The 25,238-nt window shown below is 39.7% G+C and carries 22 protein-coding genes and 1 riboswitch; of the genes, 2 read left to right on the plus strand and 20 right to left on the minus strand.

The annotated features are described in order from the left end of the window. Positions 1-37: 37 nt before the first annotated feature. The 6 genes from C9J31_RS14220 to mce form a co-directional block, all read right to left on the minus strand. Entirely contained in the window at positions 38-925 is an 888-nt protein-coding gene (locus tag C9J31_RS14220) for an amidase (protein ID WP_107949444.1), read from the minus strand. Positions 926-969: 44 nt separating this feature from the next. Beyond that, positions 970-1,057, minus strand: a riboswitch (cyclic di-GMP riboswitch). A gap of 153 nt (positions 1,058-1,210) precedes the next feature. Continuing rightward, positions 1,211-1,699 carry a chemotaxis protein CheW gene (locus tag C9J31_RS14225; protein WP_054767494.1) on the minus strand — a complete coding sequence of 163 codons (489 nt, stop codon included), beginning with the start codon at positions 1,697-1,699 and terminating at the stop codon, positions 1,211-1,213. A gap of 24 nt (positions 1,700-1,723) precedes the next feature. Then, the gene (locus tag C9J31_RS14230) at positions 1,724-2,839 is read right to left on the minus strand and encodes a M20/M25/M40 family metallo-hydrolase (RefSeq protein ID WP_107923897.1); all 1,116 of its coding nucleotides are present in this window, start codon (positions 2,837-2,839) and stop codon (positions 1,724-1,726) included. Positions 2,840-3,007: 168 nt separating this feature from the next. Continuing rightward, positions 3,008-3,961, minus strand: coding sequence for a hypothetical protein (locus tag C9J31_RS14235; protein ID WP_107949442.1), 954 nt, complete (start codon positions 3,959-3,961; stop codon positions 3,008-3,010). Between the two features lie 137 nt (positions 3,962-4,098). Continuing rightward, positions 4,099-5,646, minus strand: a complete 1,548-nt coding sequence (locus C9J31_RS14240; protein ID WP_107923895.1) for an acyl-CoA carboxylase subunit beta — start codon at positions 5,644-5,646, stop codon at positions 4,099-4,101. A 5-nt stretch (positions 5,647-5,651) separates the two neighbouring features. Beyond that, positions 5,652-6,065: a methylmalonyl-CoA epimerase gene (mce, locus tag C9J31_RS14245; RefSeq protein ID WP_107949440.1), complete on the minus strand. Its 414-nt coding sequence runs from the start codon at positions 6,063-6,065 to the stop codon at positions 5,652-5,654. A gap of 125 nt (positions 6,066-6,190) precedes the next feature. On the opposite strand from mce, the gene prli42 reads away from it, so the two are divergent. After that, the gene (gene prli42 / locus C9J31_RS14250) at positions 6,191-6,286 is read left to right on the plus strand and encodes a stressosome-associated protein Prli42 (protein ID WP_153062525.1); all 96 of its coding nucleotides are present in this window, start codon (positions 6,191-6,193) and stop codon (positions 6,284-6,286) included. Positions 6,287-6,306: 20 nt separating this feature from the next. On the opposite strand, the gene C9J31_RS14255 is transcribed toward prli42, so the two are convergent. The 10 genes from C9J31_RS14255 to C9J31_RS14300 form a co-directional block, all read right to left on the minus strand. Further along, a complete protein-coding gene (locus C9J31_RS14255) occupies positions 6,307-7,284 on the minus strand; it encodes an aromatic acid exporter family protein (protein ID WP_107949439.1) in 978 nt (325 codons plus the stop codon). 409 nt (positions 7,285-7,693) lie between these two features. Beyond that, positions 7,694-8,134 carry a BrxA/BrxB family bacilliredoxin gene (locus C9J31_RS14260; protein WP_054767492.1) on the minus strand — a complete coding sequence of 147 codons (441 nt, stop codon included), beginning with the start codon at positions 8,132-8,134 and terminating at the stop codon, positions 7,694-7,696. Between the two features lie 128 nt (positions 8,135-8,262). Next, entirely contained in the window at positions 8,263-9,360 is a 1,098-nt protein-coding gene (gene meaB, locus C9J31_RS14265; protein ID WP_107949437.1) for a methylmalonyl Co-A mutase-associated GTPase MeaB, read from the minus strand. Continuing rightward, positions 9,360-11,513 (minus strand): methylmalonyl-CoA mutase, encoded by a 2,154-nt coding sequence (gene scpA, locus C9J31_RS14270; RefSeq protein WP_107923892.1) that lies wholly within the window; start codon positions 11,511-11,513, stop codon positions 9,360-9,362. The genes meaB and scpA overlap by 1 nt, the downstream gene beginning before the upstream one ends. Further along, positions 11,510-13,201 carry a methylmalonyl-CoA mutase family protein gene (locus C9J31_RS14275; protein ID WP_420798418.1) on the minus strand — a complete coding sequence of 564 codons (1,692 nt, stop codon included), beginning with the start codon at positions 13,199-13,201 and terminating at the stop codon, positions 11,510-11,512. Before C9J31_RS14275 ends, scpA begins: the two co-directional genes overlap by 4 nt. A gap of 132 nt (positions 13,202-13,333) precedes the next feature. Further along, positions 13,334-14,665, minus strand: a complete 1,332-nt coding sequence (locus C9J31_RS14280) for a dihydrolipoamide acetyltransferase family protein (RefSeq protein ID WP_107949433.1) — start codon at positions 14,663-14,665, stop codon at positions 13,334-13,336. Between the two features lie 193 nt (positions 14,666-14,858). Next, complete coding sequence (locus C9J31_RS14285) at positions 14,859-15,842, minus strand: alpha-ketoacid dehydrogenase subunit beta (protein WP_107923890.1); 984 nt, start codon at positions 15,840-15,842, stop codon at positions 14,859-14,861. Continuing rightward, on the minus strand, positions 15,842-16,858 hold the full coding sequence (locus C9J31_RS14290) for a thiamine pyrophosphate-dependent dehydrogenase E1 component subunit alpha (protein ID WP_107949431.1): 1,017 nt from the start codon (positions 16,856-16,858) through the stop codon (positions 15,842-15,844). Before C9J31_RS14290 ends, C9J31_RS14285 begins: the two co-directional genes overlap by 1 nt. 75 nt (positions 16,859-16,933) lie before the next feature. Beyond that, positions 16,934-18,361 (minus strand): dihydrolipoyl dehydrogenase, encoded by a 1,428-nt coding sequence (lpdA, locus tag C9J31_RS14295; protein ID WP_107949429.1) that lies wholly within the window; start codon positions 18,359-18,361, stop codon positions 16,934-16,936. Between the two features lie 264 nt (positions 18,362-18,625). Next, entirely contained in the window at positions 18,626-19,720 is a 1,095-nt protein-coding gene (locus tag C9J31_RS14300; protein ID WP_107923887.1) for a Leu/Phe/Val dehydrogenase, read from the minus strand. A 308-nt stretch (positions 19,721-20,028) separates the two neighbouring features. On the opposite strand from C9J31_RS14300, the gene C9J31_RS14305 reads away from it, so the two are divergent. Next, positions 20,029-20,265: a DUF2627 family protein gene (locus C9J31_RS14305; protein ID WP_010859733.1), complete on the plus strand. Its 237-nt coding sequence runs from the start codon at positions 20,029-20,031 to the stop codon at positions 20,263-20,265. A gap of 45 nt (positions 20,266-20,310) precedes the next feature. Here C9J31_RS14305 and C9J31_RS14310 read toward each other — a convergent pair whose 3' ends face one another. The 4 genes from C9J31_RS14310 to C9J31_RS14325 all read right to left on the minus strand — a co-directional run bounded on the left by C9J31_RS14310 (position 20,311) and on the right by C9J31_RS14325 (position 25,162). Then, a complete protein-coding gene (locus tag C9J31_RS14310; protein WP_107923886.1) occupies positions 20,311-21,039 on the minus strand; it encodes a glycerophosphodiester phosphodiesterase in 729 nt (242 codons plus the stop codon). After that, positions 21,032-22,603 (minus strand): flagellar assembly protein A, encoded by a 1,572-nt coding sequence (locus C9J31_RS14315; protein WP_107949427.1) that lies wholly within the window; start codon positions 22,601-22,603, stop codon positions 21,032-21,034. The genes C9J31_RS14310 and C9J31_RS14315 overlap by 8 nt, the downstream gene beginning before the upstream one ends. 463 nt (positions 22,604-23,066) lie before the next feature. Then, on the minus strand, positions 23,067-23,858 hold the full coding sequence (gene spo0A, locus C9J31_RS14320; RefSeq protein ID WP_107923884.1) for a sporulation transcription factor Spo0A: 792 nt from the start codon (positions 23,856-23,858) through the stop codon (positions 23,067-23,069). Between the two features lie 356 nt (positions 23,859-24,214). Next, complete coding sequence (locus C9J31_RS14325) at positions 24,215-25,162, minus strand: SpoIVB peptidase S55 domain-containing protein (protein WP_107923883.1); 948 nt, start codon at positions 25,160-25,162, stop codon at positions 24,215-24,217. Positions 25,163-25,238: the final 76 nt, after the last annotated feature.

The following is a 25,238-nucleotide window of genomic DNA, read 5'->3' on the forward strand; positions in this document are numbered from 1 at the left end:
ACAGTACCTCCGCTCTTAGGAAGTACTGTGTTTTTCTTTACGGCAACATCGTCATCCAACTACCCACATGATGGATGGCAACGCCCCTAAAACTTGGTAAATGATTATAATGATGTTGAACAAGTGTTAATTGCTTATACATAAAGGCTTCACCTTCTTCATAGAAGGTAATCTGTTGCCCTTCACTAGAAGGATCCGTTTCAACGCCTACAACGATAGCTTTGTTTACTTTGTTTGCATAGACTATCTCATTTTCAACAATATTGATAATCTCTTGAGCGACATCACGATATGCCATAATCGTGACACTTTCTACTTGGTCAATAACCCATTCAGCTAATACACCATTCCCATATTGATTGTCATACGAAATTTCATCAAACCAAAATGGCATATCTACTTCAAGAGGAACTTGTAATTGCTGTGCCCCCTCTTTTGCTTGGAGAAGTATTGCTTGGTATGCTTGAATTGTTAGTGCTTGATTCATTTGCCATCCACTATTTAAATAAGGCTCTACATCTATATGAATACCTACAAATCGTGCTGATGGTATTGCATTATTATTGTAGGATTTTAACCAACCTATAAACTGATCCTGCTCACTATAGCCTTTAGCGGAAACCCAACTTGCAGAACCATCTAATGCGTATACGTTGATGCCGTTGGCAGTTGCTTTTTCAATAAAGCCGCTATAAATATCATGTGTTATTTCATAATTAATTTGTAAATATACTTTGGTAATGTGTTTACTTTCTAAAAATTGCAGTACACCCGCTTCATCTTCGATAAGCATTGCGGTATCCCATAACCAAGTCGTTCTCTCTTGTATTGACATCGCGTCAGCCTTTCCAAATAAAACCCCAAATGTACTTGTAATCGTTATCACGAAAATAATTACAGTTTTTAACAGTACAGACTTTACCATTTTTTTGCTTCTCCATTCCATTCACCAAGGCTCATAGAATAGAACCTGGCAGCCTGACAATCTTGCACTCCGTAGTGTTTAGACTCATGGCTTTACGTCCTTCCCTTTCGGAGAAGTTTGCCTTTTTCAGTAGTATTTCATTAAAAATATTACACTGCAATATTGTTTATGTCTGTAGGACAAATGGATAATTATCAAAACCTTAGGAACCAAAAACTCGCTCACACAGGTAGATTGATTTATGTCTCTCACTAATTAAAAGATAAATTGAAAAAACGTAGAGACTCAGGCCTCTACGTTTTCTTGTTCGTTTTCAAGCATTTTGTGTAAATAATTAATAATTTCACGGATACCATCCAATGAGTTAACAAGTATTTTAGGGTCAACGTAAGTAATCATACGATTTTCTAGGTTAGCCACAGCAGTAAAGTAACGGGTTTTTGAATAATTAACAAGCCCCATCTGTTTTAATACCGACTCTTCTAAATCAAGAATTTCACGAGCCTCCGTTACAAGCAAGCCATAATTCACAACATCTGTATTTAATACGATAACACGTGCCGTTTGTGAATTTGATGAACGATTATATAAAATACGCTCAAAATCTAGCACAGGTACAAGTTCTCCGCGTATTCTTGTAAAGCCTAGTAAATAATTGGGCAAATGAGGAATCGGCGTAACATGCTCTAGTTTTTCAATGGATATCGCTTGTTCAACTGGCACTGCATATTCCTCTGTTCCACAAGCAAAAACGACTGCCTTTACACTTTCCATGCGGTCACCTCCTCTAATTCTATGTTATTTTTTCGCTGTTTCTTTGACTACTTCGACAAGTAAATCTGCTAATTTTTCTAATTCTTCTACTGGGATTTTTTCATTTGTTGTATGAATATCTTCATAACCAACAGATAAATTTACCGTAGGAATACCAAATCCTGCAATGATATTGGCATCTGAGCCGCCACCAGAAATACCAAGCTGTGGTGTACGATTAATGTTACGAGCTGCGGCCATCGCTACTTGCACCACTTTATCATTTTCTGTCACACGGAAGCCAGGGTACATCAGCTTCACTTCTACTTCAGCACGCGCCCCCATTGTTGCAGCCACTTGCTCGAAGGTATCCTGCATGTGCTTTGTTTGAGCGTCTAATTTTGAATTATCAATAGAACGTGCTTCTGCTAAAATCATCACTTCGTCACAGACAATATTGGTTGCCTGACCGCCTTCAAAACGACCAATATTTGCAGTTGTTTCTTCATCTAAGCGGCCAAGTTTCATTTGTGCTATACATTTTGAAGCAACTGTAATTGCCGAAATACCTTTTTCTGGTGCAACACCTGCATGAGCTGTTTTACCAATTATCTTTGCGAAAACTTTTGCTTGGAATGGAGCTGCTGTCACGATACCGCCAACTTTGCCATCACTATCTACTGCAAAGCCATATTTTGCTTTAATTCTCGAAGGATCTAATTCTTTTGCTCCAGCTAGACCACTTTCTTCTCCTGCGGTAATGATAAATTCAATATCCCCATGTGCAATATTTTGCTCTTTTAAGCGCTTCACCATTTCAAATAATGCTGCCATACCCGCTTTATCATCAGCACCTAATATTGTTGTACCATCAGAAACGATATAGCCATCCTCACGAATGGATGGTTTTATGCCTTTTCCGGGTACGACTGTATCCATATGACAAGTGAAATAAATTGGCGCTACATCTAAAGTACCTTTTAAAGTAGCTATTAAATTTCCTGCACCATGTCCATTACGCGTATGCGCATCATCTTGCTCTACTGTGAATCCGAGTGCAGTTAATTTGTCGATTAAAATGGGAGCAATCACTTGCTCATATTTTGTTTCTGAATCGATTTGTACGAGTTCAAAAAACTCTTCTACTAAACGACTTGTCATATTGTAAGACTCCCTTAGTTTACGTGTTATTCCACGTCATAGTATAGGTATTATTTTAGCACAACCAATGTAGAGTTGAAATAAATCACATGAGATATCTTTCCTTTTATGGGGAAGCACAAAGAAATACCTGTGAAAAGAGGTGTGATTCCCTTCCCACAGGTTTCGTTAAAGTTGTAAAATAGCATCCTTTTCTTGTTGTAATGTCTCTAAATAGTCAATTGCTTTAGTATGTTTATCCTGCAAGCGCCAAATGGTATTATGTACATCATCCTGTACACGAGATACCTGTTCTCTTGCTGTCGATATTTTTGAATGCACAGACCACGCTGAAAAAATATCATCAAAGAAATAATCGGCAAATTTCACAAAGCCATCCGTCTCAATGTGTAGAGATTTAGTAGCCATATCCTGAACGTCTAAAAGCTCATTTTGAAAACGTTGTAAAGCAATTTGAGCATTATGAAGATAGCTTTCGGTTTTATCGAGAGCGTCATGCTTTAAATGAGTAGCAATTAGACCACCACCAAAAAACGTATCCCAAGTCGAGTAACCATTTGCTGAATGCAATGAAGCTGCTGCTTGTCCAAGTTTCGTAAGAGCGAAATCTCCTGCTTCTTCGGCTTCTTTTATTTCTATCAGAAGTAGCTTTGTTAACATTTCTTCATTTGCCAATTGTGCTAATCTCTGTGCTTTTTCTGGTGCATGTAATTGGAGATAACCTTTCTTTTTTGCATTCAATTGAGATAAGTTTTCTTGTAGTTGTTGTTCATTGATTTGAGCTAATTTTGTATGTACCTGCCCAAGATCCTCCGTCAAGTCTTGTAGCATATTGTGCGCTTCTTTTATTTTTAACTCTAGAATTGCTGCTTTATCAATTTTCTCTGCACGTAGCTCATCTTGTTGTCCAGTCCATGTACGAATCATATTCATGAACGAAAATCCTTCTAACTTGTCGAGTCTACTCCGAATATGATTGAGTGCTGTTGAATGGTTGTTAATGTCCCGTTGTGCATGGTCGATTTGCCCTTCAATTAAAAGCTTTTGTTCACTTAACCTACTAGCCTTTCTTAACTGTGCATGAATCATTTCTTGATCTTTTTGTAATTGTTGCCATTCCATTCATCTCAACTCCCCTTATATAGTTGTACGAATGAACCTAAAAAATGTTTCAATAATCTGTCATTTCGGGTGATTATTTTGCTGTCTTACACAAGAAAAACCCAGTAACAAATGGTTACTGGGCTCGTCCGTCCAACTTATAGCGGAATATTACCGTGTTTTTTCTCTGGACGTGTTTCTTGTTTATTGGATAGCATATCTAAACCTTGGATGAGCTTAATACGCGTATCACGAGGATCGATAACATCGTCTACCATACCGCGAGATGCTGCAACATAAGGGTTTGCAAATTTTTCTTTGTATTCTTCGATTTTTGCTGCACGTGTTGCTTCTGGATCATCAGATTTTGCAATTTCACGCGCGAAGATAATATTTGCTGCACCTGCAGCACCCATAACAGCGATTTCAGCGTTTGGCCAAGAGAATACAAGGTCAGCGCCGATAGATTTAGAGTTAAGTGCAACATACGCACCACCGTATGCTTTACGCAGGATAACTGTAATTTTCGGTACAGTTGCTTCTGAGTATGCATACAGGATTTTTGCACCATGACGGATGATACCACCATGTTCTTGTTTAACGCCTGGGAAGAAACCAGAAACGTCTTCAAATGTAATGATTGGTACATTGTATGCGTCACAAGTACGGATGAAACGTGCTGCTTTGTCTGAAGAGTCGATATCAAGACCACCAGCTAATACTTTTGGTTGGTTACATACAAGACCTACCGATTCACCTGCGATACGTGCAAAACCAACTACAACGTTTTTCGCAAATTCTGCGTGAACTTCCATGAAGGAACCTTCGTCCACTACTTGTGCTACTACTTTACGCACATCGTATGGTCGAGTTGTTTCAATCGGCACAGTATCGACGATTTCTGGACGGTAGTCGTCACCCTCTGGCTTCGCTTGACGAGGTGCTTTCTCTTTATTGTTTTGCGGTAAATAGCTTAATAATTGTTTAATTTGATCAACAGCTGCCTCTTCTGAAGGAGCACGGAAGTGAGCATTTCCACTAATTGCATTATTAACTTTTGAACCACCAAGGTCTTCAGCAGAAATTTTTTCTCCTGTTACCGTTTCGATTACTTTTGGTCCAGTAATGAACATTTGAGATGTTTTATCTACCATTAGGATAAAGTCTGTGATTGCTGGAGAATATACAGCACCACCCGCACATGGACCCATAATGACAGAGATTTGTGGAATTACACCAGAGTAGATTGCATTACGGTAGAAAATATGACCGTAACCATCAAGGGAAAGAACACCCTCTTGAATACGTGCGCCACCTGAATCGTTGATACCAATGAATGGTGTACCATTCTTCGCAGCAAGATCCATTACTGTCGCCATTTTCTTCGCGTGCATTTCACCAAGTGCGCCACCGAATACAGTGAAATCTTGAGAGAACAAGTATACAGGACGTCCGTTAATTTTACCGAAACCAGTTACTACACCGTCCCCAGGGCCTTCCATTTTGTCCATACCGAAGTCTACTGTACGGTGTGTAATGAATGGGTTAATCTCGAAAAAAGTACCTTCGTCTAGTAATAATTCAATACGTTCACGAGCCGTTAATTTGCCTTTTTCATGTTGCTTCTCGATGCGCTCATAGCCACCACCAAGTTCAATTACCGTCTTACGATCATACAAGTCATTAATTTTGTCGAACATATCCATACTGATCACTTATCCCCTTTTCCACTTTTATCGCATAATTCATACAACACACCGAAAGATGATTTAGGATGCATGAATGCAACCTCTGCACCACCAGCACCTGGGCCAGGCTCATCAGATAAAAGACGTACGCCTTTTTCACGAAGTTCTGCCATACGCTCACGAATCCCTGTTACACCGAATGCAACATGGTGAATACCTTCCCCACGTTTTTCGATGAATCCGTGAATAGCGCTTTTCTCACTCATTGGTTCTAATAACTCAATTTTTACGTTGCCAGCGTCGATGAATGCAACGCGTACCTGTTGAGATTCAACTTCTTCCACTTTTAGTAACTTTAATCCTAAAGTTTCTGTATAATATGTAATGCGTTCATCAAGATCACGCACCGCAATCCCAATATGATCTACTTTCTCCATGGTGACATCTCCTTCTGTTATGGTACATAATCTATTTTACAGACTTTTTTGTCAAAACTCTACTACTTGAGAAATTTTTCAGATTTGCTAAACTATTTATAAGAAAAGAAGGAGCGAACGAGCATATGAGTAATAAAAAATTTCAGAAAATCGTTATTTATGCCATGATAGTAATCATGCTAATTTCATCTCTTGCATTCGGTTTATCAATGCTAGTCTAAAGGAATGATAGGCGTCCACACTACTGTGGGCGCTCTTTCTTTGCCTTCAATCCTTTAAATGATTGCTTTATTTCTAAATAACGGTCCATTTCTTCGATAAATTGATAGAGAGCCGCTTGCGCTAAAAATTCAGCATGGTTTATGGGCAATGGTAATTGAGAAAAATCTCGTTTCACGCGCTCTAATTTCTCCCTAAAATGGACTGCCGTATTCCCTGAATGAACATGCTCTCCTAAGTCCTGCAAAAAGTCTGCCACAATCGAAGCCTCTTGTACTATAACAGGAAGTGCCGTCACTTTTGGTAACACTCGCTCAATTATTTCTAGCTGTTGTTCACGCATATCAAAATACACATAATAATCATTTTCTCGTCTCGTAAAATGGTTTTCAACATCTTTAAACGCTAATGACTTAGCACTATTCAATACTTTGATAGCTTCAATTAATTCCTGTCCGCCCCATAAAGTATCGCCTTCTCTTAAATACACGGCAATTTCTAAAAAAATCTTACTGTAAAGTTCCTCGATTTTCAGCCGATAATAATTTAATTCTTTTTGAATATCTGGCATATACATATTAATCGCAATCCCTGTTCCATAACCAATCGCCATTAATGCCAACTCATTATAAACAAGTGATAATGAAAAGCCCTCAGCTGCGTAGATATGCATAATAATAACCGCACTAGAGACAAAGCCATCTGCTACCTTTAATGACACAATTGTTGGTATAAACAGCACAAGCATGCCTGCTAACGTCAGTGGATGATACGTAAATAGTTCAAAACTCACAAATGCATAGAGCATGCCGACCATACTTGCGATGAAGCGTGTATAGGCAGCGTGAAGAGATTTTTTCTTTGTCGGTTGCACACATAGTATCGTTAAAATACCAGCTGACGCATAAGAAGCTAAATCGAAATACTGGGCAATGGCAATGGCAATGGATGCACCAATTGCTGTTTTTAATGTACGATAGCCGATTGAAAACTTTTTCAAGTCGACTGCCTCCCATCCTGCAAAGTTCTTAACAAATTTTTATTCATTAGCTACTGTGAATTGTAATCGTTGATGCTGTATCTGAGTGGACTTACTTCCTTGTTAAATCCCCTACACATTGCGGTACTAATAGAAGATGTTCATGCGAGTGTTGCTACTGAAATGGGCGCTTTTAGGCTTTTTTGCTACTCTGTTTCATATAAGAGTCTTGCTCCACAGCTCATTTTCAAGGCTCAAGTTGTAGGCACTCCTATCAACTTAGTAACAATAAGGAAGCATAACAAAGTCATCCATTAATAGCGGGGAAATTGTTCAAGTGTTCATCTACAAAAATAGCCAATATTACAAAAATTCGAAAAAGGAATATGACTAAAGTGCTCGAAACACTCTAGTCATAGTCGTATGAATCTTATAGTTCTTCGCAGTATTCTTCAAAATTTGCTTGCAAATTTGTCACAACTGACATTGGGTCATGACCTTCGATTTCATAGCGCCCAACTTCTGCTACTACTTGTCCATCTTTTAGCAGAACAAATGATGGAGATGATGGTAAGTGGTCTTCACCAAAGTGGTAACGAGCTGCCGCTGTTGCATCTTTATCTTGCCCCGCAAAAACAGTTACAAGATGGTCTGGACGTTTATCGTAATGCACGCATTGTGTTGCTGCTGGACGTGCAATACCTCCTGCACATCCACAAACTGAGTTCACCATAACTAATGTTGTTCCTGGACGCGCAAACGCCTCTTCAACAGCTTCTGGTGTGCGTAACTGCTCATAACCTGCTGCCTCAATTTCAGCACGTGCTGTTTTTAAAATTTCTTGCATAAATAAATCGTAATCCATATTCATAAAGCGATAGCTCCTTTCAAGTTCGCGCCATCTAAAGCGATACTTTAGATATTAAAACGCTAATACATCTCCTATCATAGCAGTAAGTGACGATTTTGTGCACCTACATGCTCATATAAAAGCGTACATTATTTCTGTGCCTGCTCATCGCTAAACAAACGATCTACACCTTGTGTGACTGTCAGTTGTCCATTGAGAATTTGTCGCTCAAAAAGTTGTACCTGAGCTTTACGTTCCGGATCCCCATAAAATGTATCAATTAAATGGTCAGTAATCATTGACTGGAACCATTCTTTTGTCTGATTTTGGCGCCTTATGGACCAGTATTTATTGGCTTCAACAGTCTCTCTAAATTCGCCTATTGTATCCCAAACTTTGTCGAGCCCCCGTTTTTCCCACGAACTAACTGGCATCGCTGTAGACATCCAACCGGGTGTTGCTGGCTGAAGGAAATGCAAAATTTGCTTATACTCGGATACAGTTTTTTTCGCTAGACGTACATTATCGCCATCGGCTTTATGCACGACAATGGCATCAGCTAATTCCATAATGCCCTTTTTCATGCCTTGCAGCTCATCTCCTGCGCCCGTCAATACTAGCAGTAAGAAGAAATCAACCATACCTCGGACATACGTTTCACTTTGCCCAACACCAACCGTCTCAATTAAAATGACATCATAGCCTGCTGCCTCACAGACAAGCATCGTCTCACGCGTCTTTTTATGAACACCCCCAAGGGTACCAGCAGACGGTGATGGACGTACAAACGCATTTGGCTTTTTCACAAGCTCTTCCATACGTGTTTTATCGCCTAGAATACTGCCACCCGATAAAGAAGAACTCGGGTCTATAGCAAGGACCGCTACCCTTTTCCCCATCTCACAAAGCATTGTTCCGAAAGCTTCAATGAATGAACTCTTTCCTGCACCAGGTACGCCCGTAATACCAATTCTGACACTATTTCCTGTATGCGCCAGAAGCTCTTGTAATAACTCTTGTGCCTGCACTTTATGGGCTGTGTTCGAGCTTTCAATAAGCGTAATGGCCTTCGACAATTGCGTACGAGAGCCTGCACGTACTTCACGCGCAAGCTCCTGTATATCAATTTTGTCTACTTTTTTCTTTCGGAATTTTTTCGGTACACCGTATTGCATACCGTCGTGAGATGCCTCTACGCCACCCATGACAAATAGTGCACTTTCCTGCGTCCCTTTGTTTTTGTCCATTATTTAGACACTTCCTCGTAACCTAAACGTTTATAGATTTCCTCGATAATTTTAATTGCTGAAACAGGAATAACTGTACCTGGTCCAAAGATTGCAACTGCGCCAGCTTCATAAAGGAAATCATAATCTTGTGCTGGAATAACACCTCCAACAATAATAATAATGTCTTCGCGCCCTAACTTTGTTAATTCAGCAACCAGCGCTGGTACCAATGTTTTATGACCAGCTGCTAAAGAGGATACGCCGATACAATGCACATCATTTTCAACTGCCATCTGTGCAGTTTCCTCTGGTGTCATGAATAAGGGTGAAATATCTACATCAAACCCTAGGTCAGCATAGCCTGTAGCAATAACTTTCGCACCTCGGTCATGGCCATCTTGGCCCATTTTTGCGACTAAAATACGTGGACGGCGTCCTTCATTTTCAAGGAATTCATCTGTCATATTTTTCACTTCAGTAATTTGCTCTTCGTCAGAGAAGTTTGCAGAATATACGCCAGAGATAGAACGGATAATCGCTTTATGGCGACCTGATACAACTTCAATAGCATCTGAAATTTCACCTAGTGATGCACGTGCACGGGCTGCGTCAACAGCTACAGCTAGTAAGTTTTCTTCACCATCTTGTGCCGCTTTTGTTAGTCGAGCTAAATGCTTTTGCACTTCAGCCTCATCACGAGATGCCTTCATCGCATCTAATTGCTCAATTTGCTTTTGACGTACAAGCGTATTGTCGATGTCGAGAATATCAATAGGTTCTTCTTTGTCTAAACGATATTTATTTACACCCACAATTGTTTCTGATTTAGAGTCGATTTTTGCTTGTCGTTTTGCGGCAGCTTCTTCAACTTTCATTTTTGGAAGACCTGTTTCAATCGCTTTCGCCATGCCGCCAAGCTCTTCAATCTCTTCAATTAATGCCCAAGCAGATTGGGTAATTTCATCTGTTAATTTCTCAACGTAGTAGGAACCACCCCATGGATCGATTACTTTCGTCATAGCAGTTTCTTCTTGTAAGAATAACTGTGTATTACGTGCAATACGCGCAGAGAAGTCTGTTGGTAAAGCGATGGCTTCATCAAGTGCGTTTGTATGCAATGATTGTGTATGACCCATTGAAGATGCATTTGCTTCGATTAAAGTACGTGTCACATTATTGAATGGATCTTGTTCTGTTAAGGACCAACCAGATGTTTGTGAATGTGTACGTAATGCTAATGTTTTTGGGTTTTTCGGATTGAATGTTGACATCATTTGCGCCCAAATACGACGAGCAGCACGCATTTTCGCAACTTCCATGTAATAGTTCATACCAATTGCCCAGAAGAAAGATAAACGCGGTGCAAAGGCATCGATGTCAATACCAGCTTTTAGACCTGTACGAACATATTCAAGTCCATCTGCAAGTGTATAGGCAAGCTCGATGTCGTTCGTTGCACCCGCTTCTTGAATATGATAACCAGAAATAGAAATTGAGTTAAACTTCGGCATGAATTTCGCAGTATATTCGAAAATATCTGCAATAATTTTCATCGACATTGCTGGTGGGTAAATATATGTGTTACGCACCATATATTCTTTTAAAATATCGTTTTGGATTGTACCAGCTAGTTGATCAGGTGTAACGCCTTGCTCCTCAGCTGCAACGATATAGAATGCAAGTACTGGTAAAACAGCACCATTCATTGTCATTGAAACCGACATTTGATCTAAAGGAATTTGGTCAAATAAAATTTTCATATCTTCTACAGAGTCAATCGCTACCCCTGCTTTACCAACATCACCAGTTACACGTGGATGGTCAGAATCATAGCCACGGTGTGTTGCTAAGTCAAAGGCCACTGACAGACCTTTTTGACCCATAGCAAGGTTTCGTTTGTAGAAAGCATTGGATTCCTCAGCAGTTGAGAAACCTGCATATTGTCGTACAGTCCAAGGACGAGCAACATACATAGTAGGGTATGGCCCACGTGTGTTTGGCGCAATACCTGCCACGTCATTTAAGTGTTTTGCATCTTTGATATCTTCTTTTGTATAGATATCTTTTATTTCAATTCCCTCGTTCGTCATGAATTTTTCTTCTGACGCCGCTGGTGCTTCCACTGTTAATACTTTTTCGATTTCAACAGCACTAAAATTTGGCTTGCTCATCGTTGGACCTCCTTCATGCTAGCGAACACTGAATTTAATTTTTCAATGATGTTTTGTCCTGCGAAAATAAAGCCGTTTAAGCCATTTGCTAACCAAGCTTCTTCTTCGTCTTTAAATTTACCTGCAACGTCTATCATCACATCTGCTGGTTTACCTGCCAAAATGGCTGGTACTAATGCTTTTGTATGGTCATCACTTGCTGCAATAACAACATATTTAGCATCTGTGGCATTTAACCAAGCTAAAGCCTCCTCAACTGTTGTTACTGGTTCGCTTTTTTCTGGAACCAGACCCATCGTGTTCAAGAAACCAGATACGAAATCAGCACGCGGTTTTGAACTTTTCAAGGAGCCTAAAGCTAAAATACCTGTTTTCACATTAGCGGCGGTCATGTCAGCACGCAATTGCTCGAAAGGTACAGCAATACGCTTAATTTCTGCAAATAGTGGGTTTGTTTCATGGACAAGATCGTCTGCAGGATTCGCATAAATGTTCGTACCAATTAATGATTGCTTACGAGTTTGTGCTGCTTTCAGACGTGCTTGGTAAGATACTTCTAGTTCTGCCGCTAATTTACCGGATGCTGTGTAAGCGTCCATGCCCCCAGCTGCTTCGATTTCTAGGAATAATGCCCATGCCTTTTTCATGAAGTCTGCAGTTAATGATTCAATGAAGTATGAACCACCTGCTGGATCGGTTATTTTTAGGACATTTGTTTCTTCTTTTAATACTAATGATACGTTTCGAGCAATACGAACAGATTGTTCTGTTGGTTTCGTTAACGCATCATGTGGGTGAACTGTAAAGACATCCGCACCGCCAATTAGTCCAGAAAGCGCTTCATTTGCAGCTCGCAGTAAGTTTACATAAACGTCTAATTTAGAGAAACTACGAAGTGAAGTTTCTACTACAGTCGGAATTTTTACGTTTTCTGTTATGCCATAAGCAGATGAGAACGCTTTCCAAAGAACTTTAAAAGCACGGAGTTTTGCAATTTCTGTAAAGAACTGTGTATCCACTGCAAATGAAACATAAAATTTCTTCGAGAATGCTTCAAAGCTTTCTTCTTGCTCTGCATATTTTGCCGCAGTTGCAAGCGCATACGCCAATTCTTGCACAGCATTCGCACCTTCATTGTGATAAACTATTGTGTCAGCCACATAAGTGCGTACATTAGGGAAGTCCGCAAGAGTGATTGGATTTTGAGATACAATGAAACCGTTAACAACTTTACGTTTGTCAGCAGCGATGTTGTCAAATACTGCTAATAAAGGGTCTTTTGCGCTTTTTACGGTAATTTTAAATGAATATTCTGAGAAATAAGTCGCTAATTGTGCCACTACTTCTTCTGTCCATTCAAAGTTTACACGGCTATCAACTGTTACGATTTCATTACCACGAGCTAAGCTATCATCAAGTTGTGCAAAGAATGCTTCGCTTGTGTCTGCATAAACTTGTTGTGCCACACGAAATACTTGTCTATTTTGTAGGGAACGGATTGTGGCAACTTGTTTATCAAGTTCTTCACCAAGTTTTGCTACTAAACTTTCTTGTGTGTAAAGAGGTTCTAATGTAATACCTTCACTTGTTTTCGTTAAAAGAGACTCGAATGGTTTCCCTTTTAAAGCTTTGATTGCTGCATCTTGCCATTCTGAAAAGGACGGCTTTTCAAATTCTATATTTTTCATGTTGTTTGACATGCGGACGCTTAATCAGCTTCCCCCCTTAGTAGTTTCTATTTGTTATTCTACATGACAAATTGCGACTCGAAAAGCAAAAAAAAATCGGAAACCGTTATACAACAGGTTTCCGACAAGTCGTCAGTAGACTGACGTTGAGGATAAATTTGTATTTTCGAGTATTTCTTTTACTCTATTTAGGAATTTACCACAAACTAATCCATCTAATACACGATGATCCAAAGATAAACATAAATTCACAATATCACGCGCTGCAAACATACCACCTGGTAAGACAACTGGTTTTTTAACAATACTTTCCACTTGTAAAATGGCTGCCTGCGGATAATTAATAATGCCCATAGACTGAACAGAACCAAAAGCACCTGTATTATTTACTGTAAATGTGCCGCCTTTAATATCATCCATCGTTAGTTTTCCTGCACGAACTTTTGTAGCAAGCTCATGTATATCTCTGGCAATACCTTTAATAGATTTTTCATCTGCATGTTTTATAACAGGAACATATAACGCATCATCTGTTGCAACTGCAATGGAAATATGAATATCATGCTTTTGAATGATTTTGTCTTCTGCCCACATGGAGTTCATCATCGGGAATTCCTTTAAAGCCTGTGCAACGGCTTTGACAAAGAATGCAAAGTACGTAATATTAAAGCCTTCTTTTTGCTTAAACTCTGACTTAATACTATCTCGGTAAGCAACTAAATCTGTGACATCAACTTCCATCATCATCCAAGCATGCGGCACTTCTTGGGCACTACGCACCATATTATTAGCAATGGCACGGCGCACCTTTGTTACAGGTATTTCTATATCGCCTGCATGAACAGCTGATGATAGGACTGGTTTTTCCTGTGATACTGGTGCCGATGTTGCCTGCGGAACAGCAGTGGTAGCCACTGGCTCAGAAGGTGTTGCCTGTGTCGTCGGCACATGTCCAGCATCTATCAATTGCTGCAGGTCTTTTCTTGTTATTCGCCCGCCTTCACCTGTTCCAGTAACGTGTTCAAGTGCAATATCATGCTCTTGTGCAAGTCTTAGTACAGCTGGTGAGTAGCGACCTTTATTCTGTCGTACTGGCTTTTCAGCAGTAATAGTAGCTGTAGTTGCCTTAGGCGTTTCTTGTTTTTTTTGAACGCCTGCATTTAAAATCGCTGTGCTTACTGCTGATTTTTTCGCAGGAGGTGGTGGTGGTAATTCACTGTCACCCGCTATTTCAATTGAACAAACAACTGCTCCAACAGGTAAAGTTTGCCCTTCCTCTGCAAGTAGCTCTGTAATAACCCCTTCAAAGGAAGATGGGATTTCTGCATTTACTTTATCGGTTACAACTTCTGCTAATGGATCATATTTTTTTACCTTATCGCCTGGTTGTACGAGCCACTTTTCAATCGTACCCTCTGTCACACTTTCACCAAGCTGTGGCATTGTAATATTTTGAATCGCCATCATTTATTCCTCCCATCAATTAGGCCTCGACGAAAATAAGTCTGAATTTTGCATAGACCATAATTCCAAACTCGTGACATCCGCCGGAGGCTTTAACTGTTCCAGCAAGCGCCCCTTACGCCCACTCAATAGTTACTACAAATTAGTACTTCTCTCACCATTTATAGCGGCGTAAGAATGTTATCGAATATGTTTAAAATGCAGCTAACTGTCGCATCGCTTTTTCTACTTTTTCAGGATTAATCATGAAAAACTTTTCCATCGTTGGTGCATATGGCATCGCTGGCACGTCCGGACCTGCTAAACGTTGAATTGGCGCATCAAGATCAAATAAGCAATGCTCTGCGATTATTGCTGCAACCTCACTCATAATGCTTCCCTCTTTATTGTCCTCAGTGACTAGTAATACTTTACCTGTTTTACTAGCAGCTTCAATAATCGCTTCTTTATCTAGTGGATAGACCGTACGTAAGTCAAGAATATGCGCAGAAATGCCATCAGCCGCTAGTCTTTCTGCTGCTTGTAAAGCAAAATGTACAGCTAGCCCATACGTAATAACAGTAACATCATCACCTTCGCGCTTGACATCCGCTTTACCTATTGGGAGCGTATAGTCATCTAATGGAACCTCACCCTTTATCAGTCGATATGCGCGTTTATGTTCGAAAAATAAGACCGGATCTTCGTCGCGTATTGCTGCTTTTAATAAGCCCTTGGCATCATAAGGTGTTGATGGAATAACAATTTTCAATCCTGGTGTACCCGCAAAAAGTGATTCTACTGATTGCGAATGATAAAGCGCCCCATGTATCCCTCCACCAAATGGTGCACGTACTACAATGGGACAAGTCCAGTCATTGTTTGAACGATAACGAATTTTCGCTGCCTCTGACACGATTTGGTTAACAGCCGGCATGATGAAGTCAGCAAATTGCATTTCAGCAATGGGGCGCATGCCATACATTGCTGCGCCAATTCCAACTCCTGCAATCGCACTTTCTGCAAGCGGCGTATCAAGCACTCGATATTCACCAAATTGCTCGTAAAGACCAGTAGTTGCTTTGAAAACACCGCCTTTGCGGCCAACGTCCTCTCCTAAAATGAAAACTCGCTCATCGCGTTCCATCTCTTCTTTCATCGCTAATGTAATCGCATCAATATAAGACATTACTGCCATTACACGTCACCTCCGTCCACTGGTGCATATACGTATTTCAAGGCCTCTTCAGGCTTCGCATAAGGTGCTGCTTCAGCATAATCTGTCGCCTCATTCACCTCTGCCATGACACGTTCTTCTATTTCAGTACGAAGCGTTTCTGTCATCACGCCAACATCTTGCAAATACTTTTCGAATAACACAATAGGGTCTTTAGCCTTTCCTTCTGCAATATCTTCTGCTGTTCGATATTGACGATCATCATCATCAGAAGAATGCGCTGTTAATCGGAAAGTCACTGTTTCTATTAGACTTGGGCCACCACCGCTACGTGCACGATCTGCTGCTTCTTTAATAACTTTATATACTTGCAATGGACACTTACCATCGACAGTCACACCCGGCATACCGTAGCCAATGCCTCGATCAGATACTTTAGCACAGCCTAACTGGCGCTCTACTGGTACTGAGATTGCGTATTGATTATTTTCTACCATAATAATAACTGGCAGTTTATGCACACCTGCGAAGTTTGCCCCTTCATGGAAATCCCCTTGGTTAGATGATCCTTCACCTAACGTAACAAAGGAAACGAAGTCCTCGTTTTGTAATCGTCCCGCAAGCGCTATGCCCACTGCATGTGGTACTTGTGTTGTAACTGGTGAGGATCCCGTCAATATACGATTTTTCTTTTGTCCAAAATGTCCAGGCATTTGGCGACCGCCTGAATTTGGGTCCTCGGCCTTGGCAAAAGCGGACAACATTAGCTCTTTTGGTGTCATTCCGAAATGTAACACCACACCCATATCTCGATAATATGGTGCGATATAATCTTTATCCTTATCAAGAGCAAAGGCTGCCCCAACTTGTGCTGCCTCCTGTCCCTGACAAGAGATAACAAACGGAATTTTACCTGAACGATTTAACAACCACATACGTTCATCTAGTCTTCTAGCCATTAACATTGTTTCGAACATAGCAAGTACATCTTCATTTGATAGACCTAAATCTTCATGTTTGATTTGAACATCTTGCATACGAACACCCCTCTCGTATTAAAAAAGTGCTATAGCGCTTTAATCCCCACGTAGCATGCGCCTTAGTCTACATATTTAAAAGTGAATTGCACGATCATCGACTGCTAACGCAGATTCCACCAATACCTCATTCAAAGATGGATGCGGGTGGACAGCCTGACTAATTTCCCACGGAGTGGCATCCAGTAATTTAGCTAGTGAAGCCTCTCCTATTAGATCTGTCACGTGCGGTCCTACCATATGAATGCCCAATATATCGTCTGTTTGTTCATCAGCAATGATTTTTACAAAACCATCAGTTTCACCATTAACTAGCGCTTTTCCAATTGCCTTAAATGGAAATTTACCAACTTTTAATGCATATCCCTGTTCACGTGCAGCATTTTCTGTTAAGCCAATACTTGCAACCTCAGGATAGGAATAGATGCACTTTGGTACGTTAAGTATATTAAGTGCTTCTGTTGTCCCTGTGGCAATATGTTCAATGGCGGACAATCCTTCATGGGAAGCCACATGAGCCAATTGCAAGCCGCCGATAACATCGCCTATCGCATACATATGTGATTCTTTTGTTTGATAAGTATCACGTACTTGGATAAAGCCATGTTCAACTTCAATTTCTGTATTTTCTAAACCTATACCTTGCGTATTTGCTTCACGACCTACACAAAGCAATAATTTGTCTGCCTCAAATAACTCTTCTTTGTCATTCAGGTTAGCCGAAATGAAAACGTTATCATTTTCAATTTTAAAACTTGCAGGATCTAGCTTTGCATTCGTCACTATACGGACGCCTCTTTTTTCAAGTTGCTTCGTTACTTCTTTAACAATATCTGCATCTTCCGCTGGTAAAATTGATGGCCCATACTCAACAATCGTTACATAAACGCCAAAATCACAAAGCATGGAGGCCCACTCAATACCAATAACACCGCCACCAACTATTAATAACGACTTTGGTAATACTTCCATTTGTAACGCATGATCCGAGTTCATGACGTACTTTCCGTCAACGGTTAGACCTGCCATACCTCTAGGTTTTGACCCAGTTGCGATTACAACATTAGTCGGTACAAGCATTTCATTTTCTTCGCCATTGTTCATCTCTACAGAAATGGTACCTGGCATTGGTGAAAAAATGGACGGTCCTAAAATTCGTCCTGTACCTTCATAGACATCGATTTTGCCTTTTTTCATCAGTGTATTCACACCTTGACTCAGTTGCTCAACGATGGCTTGCTTTCTAGCCTGCACTTTATCGAATTGCAATGTAACGCTTGCAATATCTACACCAAATTCACTAGCCGTTTTATTCGCCATACGATATACTTCCGCACTTCGAAGTAACGCTTTGCTAGGGATACAACCTTTATGCAAGCATGTGCCTCCAAGTCGCTCTCGTTCAACAATGGCTGTTTTCAAGCCAAGTTGCGCCGCGCGAATAGCAGCCACATAGCCTCCTGTACCTCCGCCTAAAATGACAACATCATAATTTTGAGCCATTTATTATTCCTCCTATATGAGAAAAGTGCTAACGCATCCCCTACTCAAGACAAGCGCTGACTTGTGGCAATTGCTCAATGAGAGAGCATCACTACAGCAAGGTTTTACTACTCCCATACTAGTCAGAGAAACCACTATAAACGTATGATTCACTTCACTTAAGAAAGGATGACTCTTTAGCCCAGACATCATTTAAAGCATATTTTTTAATGTGTATAATAGAAGAAGTCGACAAAGCGACTTCTTTTCGTTTCAAGACGGTTATTAACGACCGTGCAAAATATTTTTTTCATTTTTTAAAAATTGGCTGCGTGATTTAGCTACTCGAGCAATACGCTCTTCTGCTAATCGATTGGCTGCAACATAAGTTGGCACACCATCACGTTTTGAAATAGCAAAGATTCTTTCAATGCTATCGTAAATACCATCCACACGCTTCATCGCACGTTCACGATTATAACCGTATAATTCGTCAGCAACGTTGATTACGCCACCTGCGTTAATAACATAGTCAGGTGCATACGCAATACCTAATTCATGTAAGTAATCTCCATGGCGAGAGTCCTGTAACTGGTTGTTTGCAGAGCCCGCAATGACCTTAGCTTTTAACTGTGGAATTGTGTCATCATTTAAAATTGCCCCAAGTGCACACGGTGAGAAAATATCAACATCTTGTGAGTAGATTTCCTCCGGAGCCACTGCTACTGCACCAAAGTCATTCACAACACGATCAATCGCTGCTTGGTTAATATCAGTGACAACAAGTTTTGCACCTTCATTATGTAAATACTCGCAAAGCTTGTATGCTACATTTCCTAGACCCTGTACAGCAATTGTACGACCATCTAACATTTCTGAACCAAACGCTTCCTTTGCAGCTGCTTTCATACCACGGTACACACCATAAGCAGTCACTGGCGATGGGTTACCTGATGATCCAAATGCTGGAGAGATTCCTGTTACATAATTCGTCTCCTCATGAATTAAATCCATATCTGTCACAGTAGTACCAACATCTTCAGCCGTAATATAGCGACCGTTCAGTCCTTGAATAAATCGGCCTAATGCACGAAACATTTCTTCATTTTTATCTGTAAATGGGTCACCGATAATGACCGTTTTTCCACCGCCAAGGTTTAGACCAGCAGCCGCGTTTTTATAAGTCATCCCGCGTGCCAAACGCAATGCATCTTCAATCGCATTTTCTTCTGTTGCGTATGTCCACATACGTGCACCGCCTAGTGCTGGTCCAAGTGTTGTGTCATGGATAGCGATAATCGCTTTTAACCCTGATGCTTCATCTTGGCAAAATACCAATTGTTCATAATCATACTTTTCCATATACTTGAAGATTTCCATGAAAACTCGCCCCTTTGCTTTGAAAAGTGCATCCCCAAATGCCCATTCCAATCAAGTTATAAATAGTGAGAAAACTATTTTGTAATGGATAATATTGCTCCATTTAATTTTACAATACTGACAATTTCACAATTTCGCAACTATTATTACACATTCTCGTCTAAGTAAGAATTTTCTAAAAATTCAGTTCCTCTTGCTAGTTTTCGAGTTACTCACTATAGTGCTCACAAACTATGACTGGTACATAGGCTTTCTTGACATTCCATCATCCGCAGGTACAATTAAACTAGGTATGAGGAGGGATATGCATGGCTCGTTTTGCTGCATTCATTGTAATGCTGATTCCAGGTCTTATGGCTGCGGGTGGCATTAAATTTATGCGTGATACATTATTCGGTAAGCTCATCTCACCTTTCCCATTTCTATGGCTACAATTTGTTGTTGGCATCATATTTTTTGTTGTCGGCTTTGGCTTTTTCGCAGGCTTTTTACTTCACCGCGATCGAAAAAAAGGAAAAGTGGCTCCGCGCTTCCAAAAAAAATAAAAATAGCTATCCAAATAAGTCGTTTGACTTACTGGATAGCTATTTTTATTGACGGCGCTGCACTGAAATTACCTTATCGGGGAAATCTGTAATCCAACCAATAACTGATGAATGCGGATTCTTCAGAAATTTTTCACTCCCATCAATTGCATAAAAACGACATGCTTTAGCGCTTGCTACACACGCCTCTAAATAACGAGGTTTATAATACTTTTTATGCATATGTACACTGTCAATTGCTTGGTAATCACATAGCAAATCCCATTTCAATTTTTTCGTGGCAATAAGTGCTGTCTCATATTGTGGAGTATGTTGTTTCACAATCTCTAATAGCTCATAATGAAAAGATGAAAAATGACTGCCCTCTGGTAATGTTAGTCCATGAAGCATTCGGACAAGTGCATCTTTATTGTCAAGAATGGTTGATTTTAATTCGATATTTAGTGGTAATTGTTGCGTATTAGCCCACACTAAAACGGCATCAAAGACTGGAATTTTATACGATGAAAATAGCCTTCTCCACGGCTTTCCAAGTTTAAAACGCTGTAGTTCGTCTATCGTACATTGATTCACAAGTTTATTGATGCCAACTAGTCTAGATAATTGTGGATCATGATACACAACGGGTATCCCCTCTTTTGACAGCTGAATATCTATCTCAATACCGTCAGCCCCAAGCTCTAGCGCTTTATCAAAAGCTTTGAAACTATTTTCAAGTGCATAGGCAGAAGCCCCTCGATGTGCAAAAACAGGGACAAACGATTCTTCAGACATTTAATTCACCAAATTCTAGTATAAATTTACCATTGGTCATTTTAGTTAATAAAGATGATTTTTTGCCAATTTGAATATAGGTACCTGGATGCGCTTCCTTTGTCACCGTAATTTCTTCTTTTCCAGCATGACGCATTTCATCCATCATTAACTTTATTTCACGGTCTACCGTCACTGCTTCAGCCTTCATCTTTGATAAACTCTGTTTTGTTTGCTCAAAAGCAGCAGTTTGTTGCGTAGTCATTTGATTGAGGATTGGTAATAAGCTCTTAATCTTCGCCTCATGACCAGCAATCTCCGATTGTAGTTGTTTTAACAGAGTTGCCTTTTCCTGCATCAAAGAATAGCTCTCCTGTTTATTGACACTTTCAATAATTAAATCTGTTCGACGTTCTAAACGATTTCCAGATATAGCGGTTACAATAGAACTTTTTGCAACAGCTTGACCACCAATAATTTTACCCTTTCGTTCATCTACAAAAATAGAATGTGCCGAAAGATGCGAGCCCAGTGAATAAAAGCCTATATGAATACTGTCAGCCGCTACTAAATTGGCTTCATTTACATGTTTTACGAAAATGTTGCCCCCTGCTTCCACAAGCGTTGAACCAAGACCAAAAATGCCACCGCGAATAAACACATCACCCTCTATAGATTTGATGAGTTTCGCGCCACTTACGCCTTCTGCTCCTTCGATTGAAATATCACCTGTTGCAATAACTGTATAACCCGTGGTAACTGTTCCTTTAATGCTTAAAGAACCATTAAATTCTAGATTGCCTGTTTCAACTCCAACATCCCCATGTATTGGTAAATGACGATTGACGCCAATCATCCCTTTGACATCATCTAAAACACCAGCAATTTTTGACCGGATGACAGTTTTTCCGTCTTCTTCTACTTCATATGCTGATTTTTTGTCATAGCGAATAGGGTAATCACGACCTGGTGTCGCGGCTAGTATTTCACCACAAACATTTTGGCCTTGCTTGCCTAATGTTGCAGGAATTTTCTCCCCAAGCCAAGAACCTTCTGAAATTTCTGATATAAAATTCATATCATAGTAATCCGCTTTCCCGTCATCACGAATAACTGGCTTTCTCTCTGGTTTTGGTAAGTATGTAATTTGTGCATCCGTTCCTGCCACAGCTGGTGTTCCTTGAGCAATTAAAAATGCTTTACCGGGTTCAATCTTCGTAATATCAAAATCTAAAATGCCATGTGTAATTCCTTCGTTCGCTAGTGTATCGAGAATTTGTTGATTTAGCTTTTCTTTATTCTTATGAATGTAGTCCGTTTTTTCATATATAAATATAGTAGCAGACATTTTGTCTCGTGCAATTTCAGCTTCTATATTTGGAAGCCAACGCCCAATTTCAACAGGACTTGTACTTTCTGTCGCTAATACGCTTTTTAAAATAGAAAAGTTTGACAGTTTTAGTCGGGGATGACTACGTAAGATGCCATCAAATTCTTTTAATGGAAAACCGGCATTGTATGTGAGCATAAATACCTTTCCGTTTTCCTCCGATATTTCGAAGTTATCATTTCGAACTAGAATCACGCTACCTCCTCCTTCCCTCTATCTGTAAGTATATACAATCTATTTACATTTGTTTAGAGACAATTGTCACTACTCACAAAGAAAATACCCCTACTTTATCAGTAATGCTTCATTAGAATCCAAGCATTTTTATCAGTAATAGTAGCCTATTTTTCCTACACAAAAACATTTTTTACACCATTAAAAAGCTAATACTGTCATAATTGTACAAAATTTCTGTAAAAAACAGCCAATCTACATTTTATTTTTTTCAAATTAACTAATCAGATTGTCTTCCTCACTATTTTTCTTTTATCAAGTATTGGGTCTTGTCTCCTAAAGGATAAAAAAATACGCCCCTCAAACAGTCGGCGCAAACTGTCTAAAAAGGCGTTATAAAATATGCAATATATGCGTTCTAAATAATATGTTCACCGCTTGTTCATCGCTACGCTAAATAGTCAAAACTCAGTCATATCAATCCTTAGCTCGCCATCATATCGATGCGAATCTTGTCTGCAATCATGGCGATGAATTCGCTATTTGTCGGCTTGGACTTTAAGTGATGTACTGTATAACCAAACATCGACGAAATCGATTCATAGTTACCGCGATTCCATGCAACTTCTATAGCATGACGAATGGCACGCTCTACACGGGAAGGCGTTGTGTTAAATTTTTTAGCAATTTCTGGATATAGAATTTTCGTCACAGAACCTAATAACTCGATATCTTCATACACCATTTGAATCGCTTCTCGTAAATAAGAGTAACCTTTAATATGGGCAGGAACACCGATTTCTTTAATGATGGCTGTAATCGTACTATCTAATTGATGTTGATTTAATTTTTGAGGAGTTGCTTGTTGTAAAACACTCGTCTTTTTCGGTAATGTGGCCTTCTGACCTGCACAATGCAAGATTTTTTGAACCAACTGATCAAACTCAAATGGCTTAAGCATAAAGTAAGAGGCCCCTAAATCTACTGCTTGTTTCATAACATCCTCTTGTCCAAATGCAGTGAGCATAATTACTTGAATCGATGACATACGATCATTTTGATACATTGCCTCTAATACCGCTAAGCCATCAAGATGAGGCATAATAATATCTAGCAATAAAATATCTGGTGTAAATTCTTCAAGCATTTGAAGACAAATTTTCCCGTTTGAAGCAGTTGCAATTATTTCAATCTCCGGATGTCCTTGAAAATACTGCTCCATTGTTTTTAATAATTCACGATTATCATCTGCTATCGCCACTTTTACCTTTGTCATTTCAATTCCTCCTTCTGGACTTCGCCTTGAATCATCAAAGCGTTAAACCTTTTACCCTTATGCCATTTTGACACACTGTGGAATTTTCGACATTTTTGTGTTAAAAACCTTTTCTATTTCCAAAAATGAGTATGTAGTCCGATACTTTCTTTTCATATCGACAATTTACGATATTTCCCAGTGGAATGGTTAGCGTGCAATATGTTTATTTTAGTGAAAAATCCCATATAAAACTACACTTTTTTTTAGGTATCGATAAATCCTCCTTAATTTTGGTATGAAATACTTGGTGAACGCTATAATAAATTGCATAAACTTTAGAGAACGGAGCTACCTATGGCAGCCCCGTTATTTCTTCATGAAGATTTTTTTAGCATTTCTGCTACTGTAATTGCTGCCCCTTTTTTTGGTTCTTCCACAAACATATGCGTTACTGCGCCTACAAAACGTCCGTCTTGAATAATAGGACTGCCACTCATTCCCTGCAGGATGCCACCTGTTTTCTCAATGAGCTTTTGGTCAGATACTATAAATTCGAGTCGTCCATTTTCAATCTTTGTTATTTCAATTGAAAATTTCTCCACCTTACTGCCCTCAATTGCTGTAAAGATTTCAGCTTTCCCTGTTTTTATATCTTTTTCATGCATAATTTCAATTGCTTTTGGCAATCTTTGTTGATAACCGACTTCCCAACGTCCAAAGATACCGTAAACTGTATTTTTATCAATGCTACCTAGTCGTTCTTGGTGTTTTTCGATGGAGGAAATTTTGTAGCCTGGTTGCCCAGGTGTACTTTTACGGATTTGTTGGATGGAAGCTAAAAAAATCGAGCCTGCTCGAAAGACGGGGGCTTCTTGTAAGGTTGAGTCAACGATTTGATGACCTAATGCACCATAATTTTGTGTCTCTGGATCAATATATGTCAATGTTCCTACTCCATCTGTTTCATCTTTCAAAAAGGAAATAACATGTTCTGCTTCTTGTGCCTTTAATTCAACTGTTACTTGCTTTCCTTCACTTTTAATCGTCCATGTCTGTTGCTCCTGTTGCGCAATAGCTTGTTTGGCATCATCAAGGGTTTTTACAGTGGTGTCATTAATTTTTTCAATGACTGCACCACCTTTCACCCATTGATTGGAAGCTAACAACACATCATGAGCAACAAATACATGAGATAACTGAAGCTGAATCCCAATTGCTTCGCCCATCGGAATAAGCTTTTTGGCTGCAAAAGCTTGAATAGGCAAACATAAGAACACGATGAGCATAGGCAAAATGACAAATTGACGCCAACGACGATTCATACGACACCTCCTTTTCATTATAGTCTTGTTACTATGTGTTTTTGTATCATTCTTATGAGCGGTAAATATTTGCGCA

It is taken from the genome of Lysinibacillus parviboronicapiens, from assembly GCF_003049605.2.
GTDB lineage: Bacteria > Bacillota > Bacilli > Bacillales_A > Planococcaceae > Lysinibacillus > Lysinibacillus parviboronicapiens.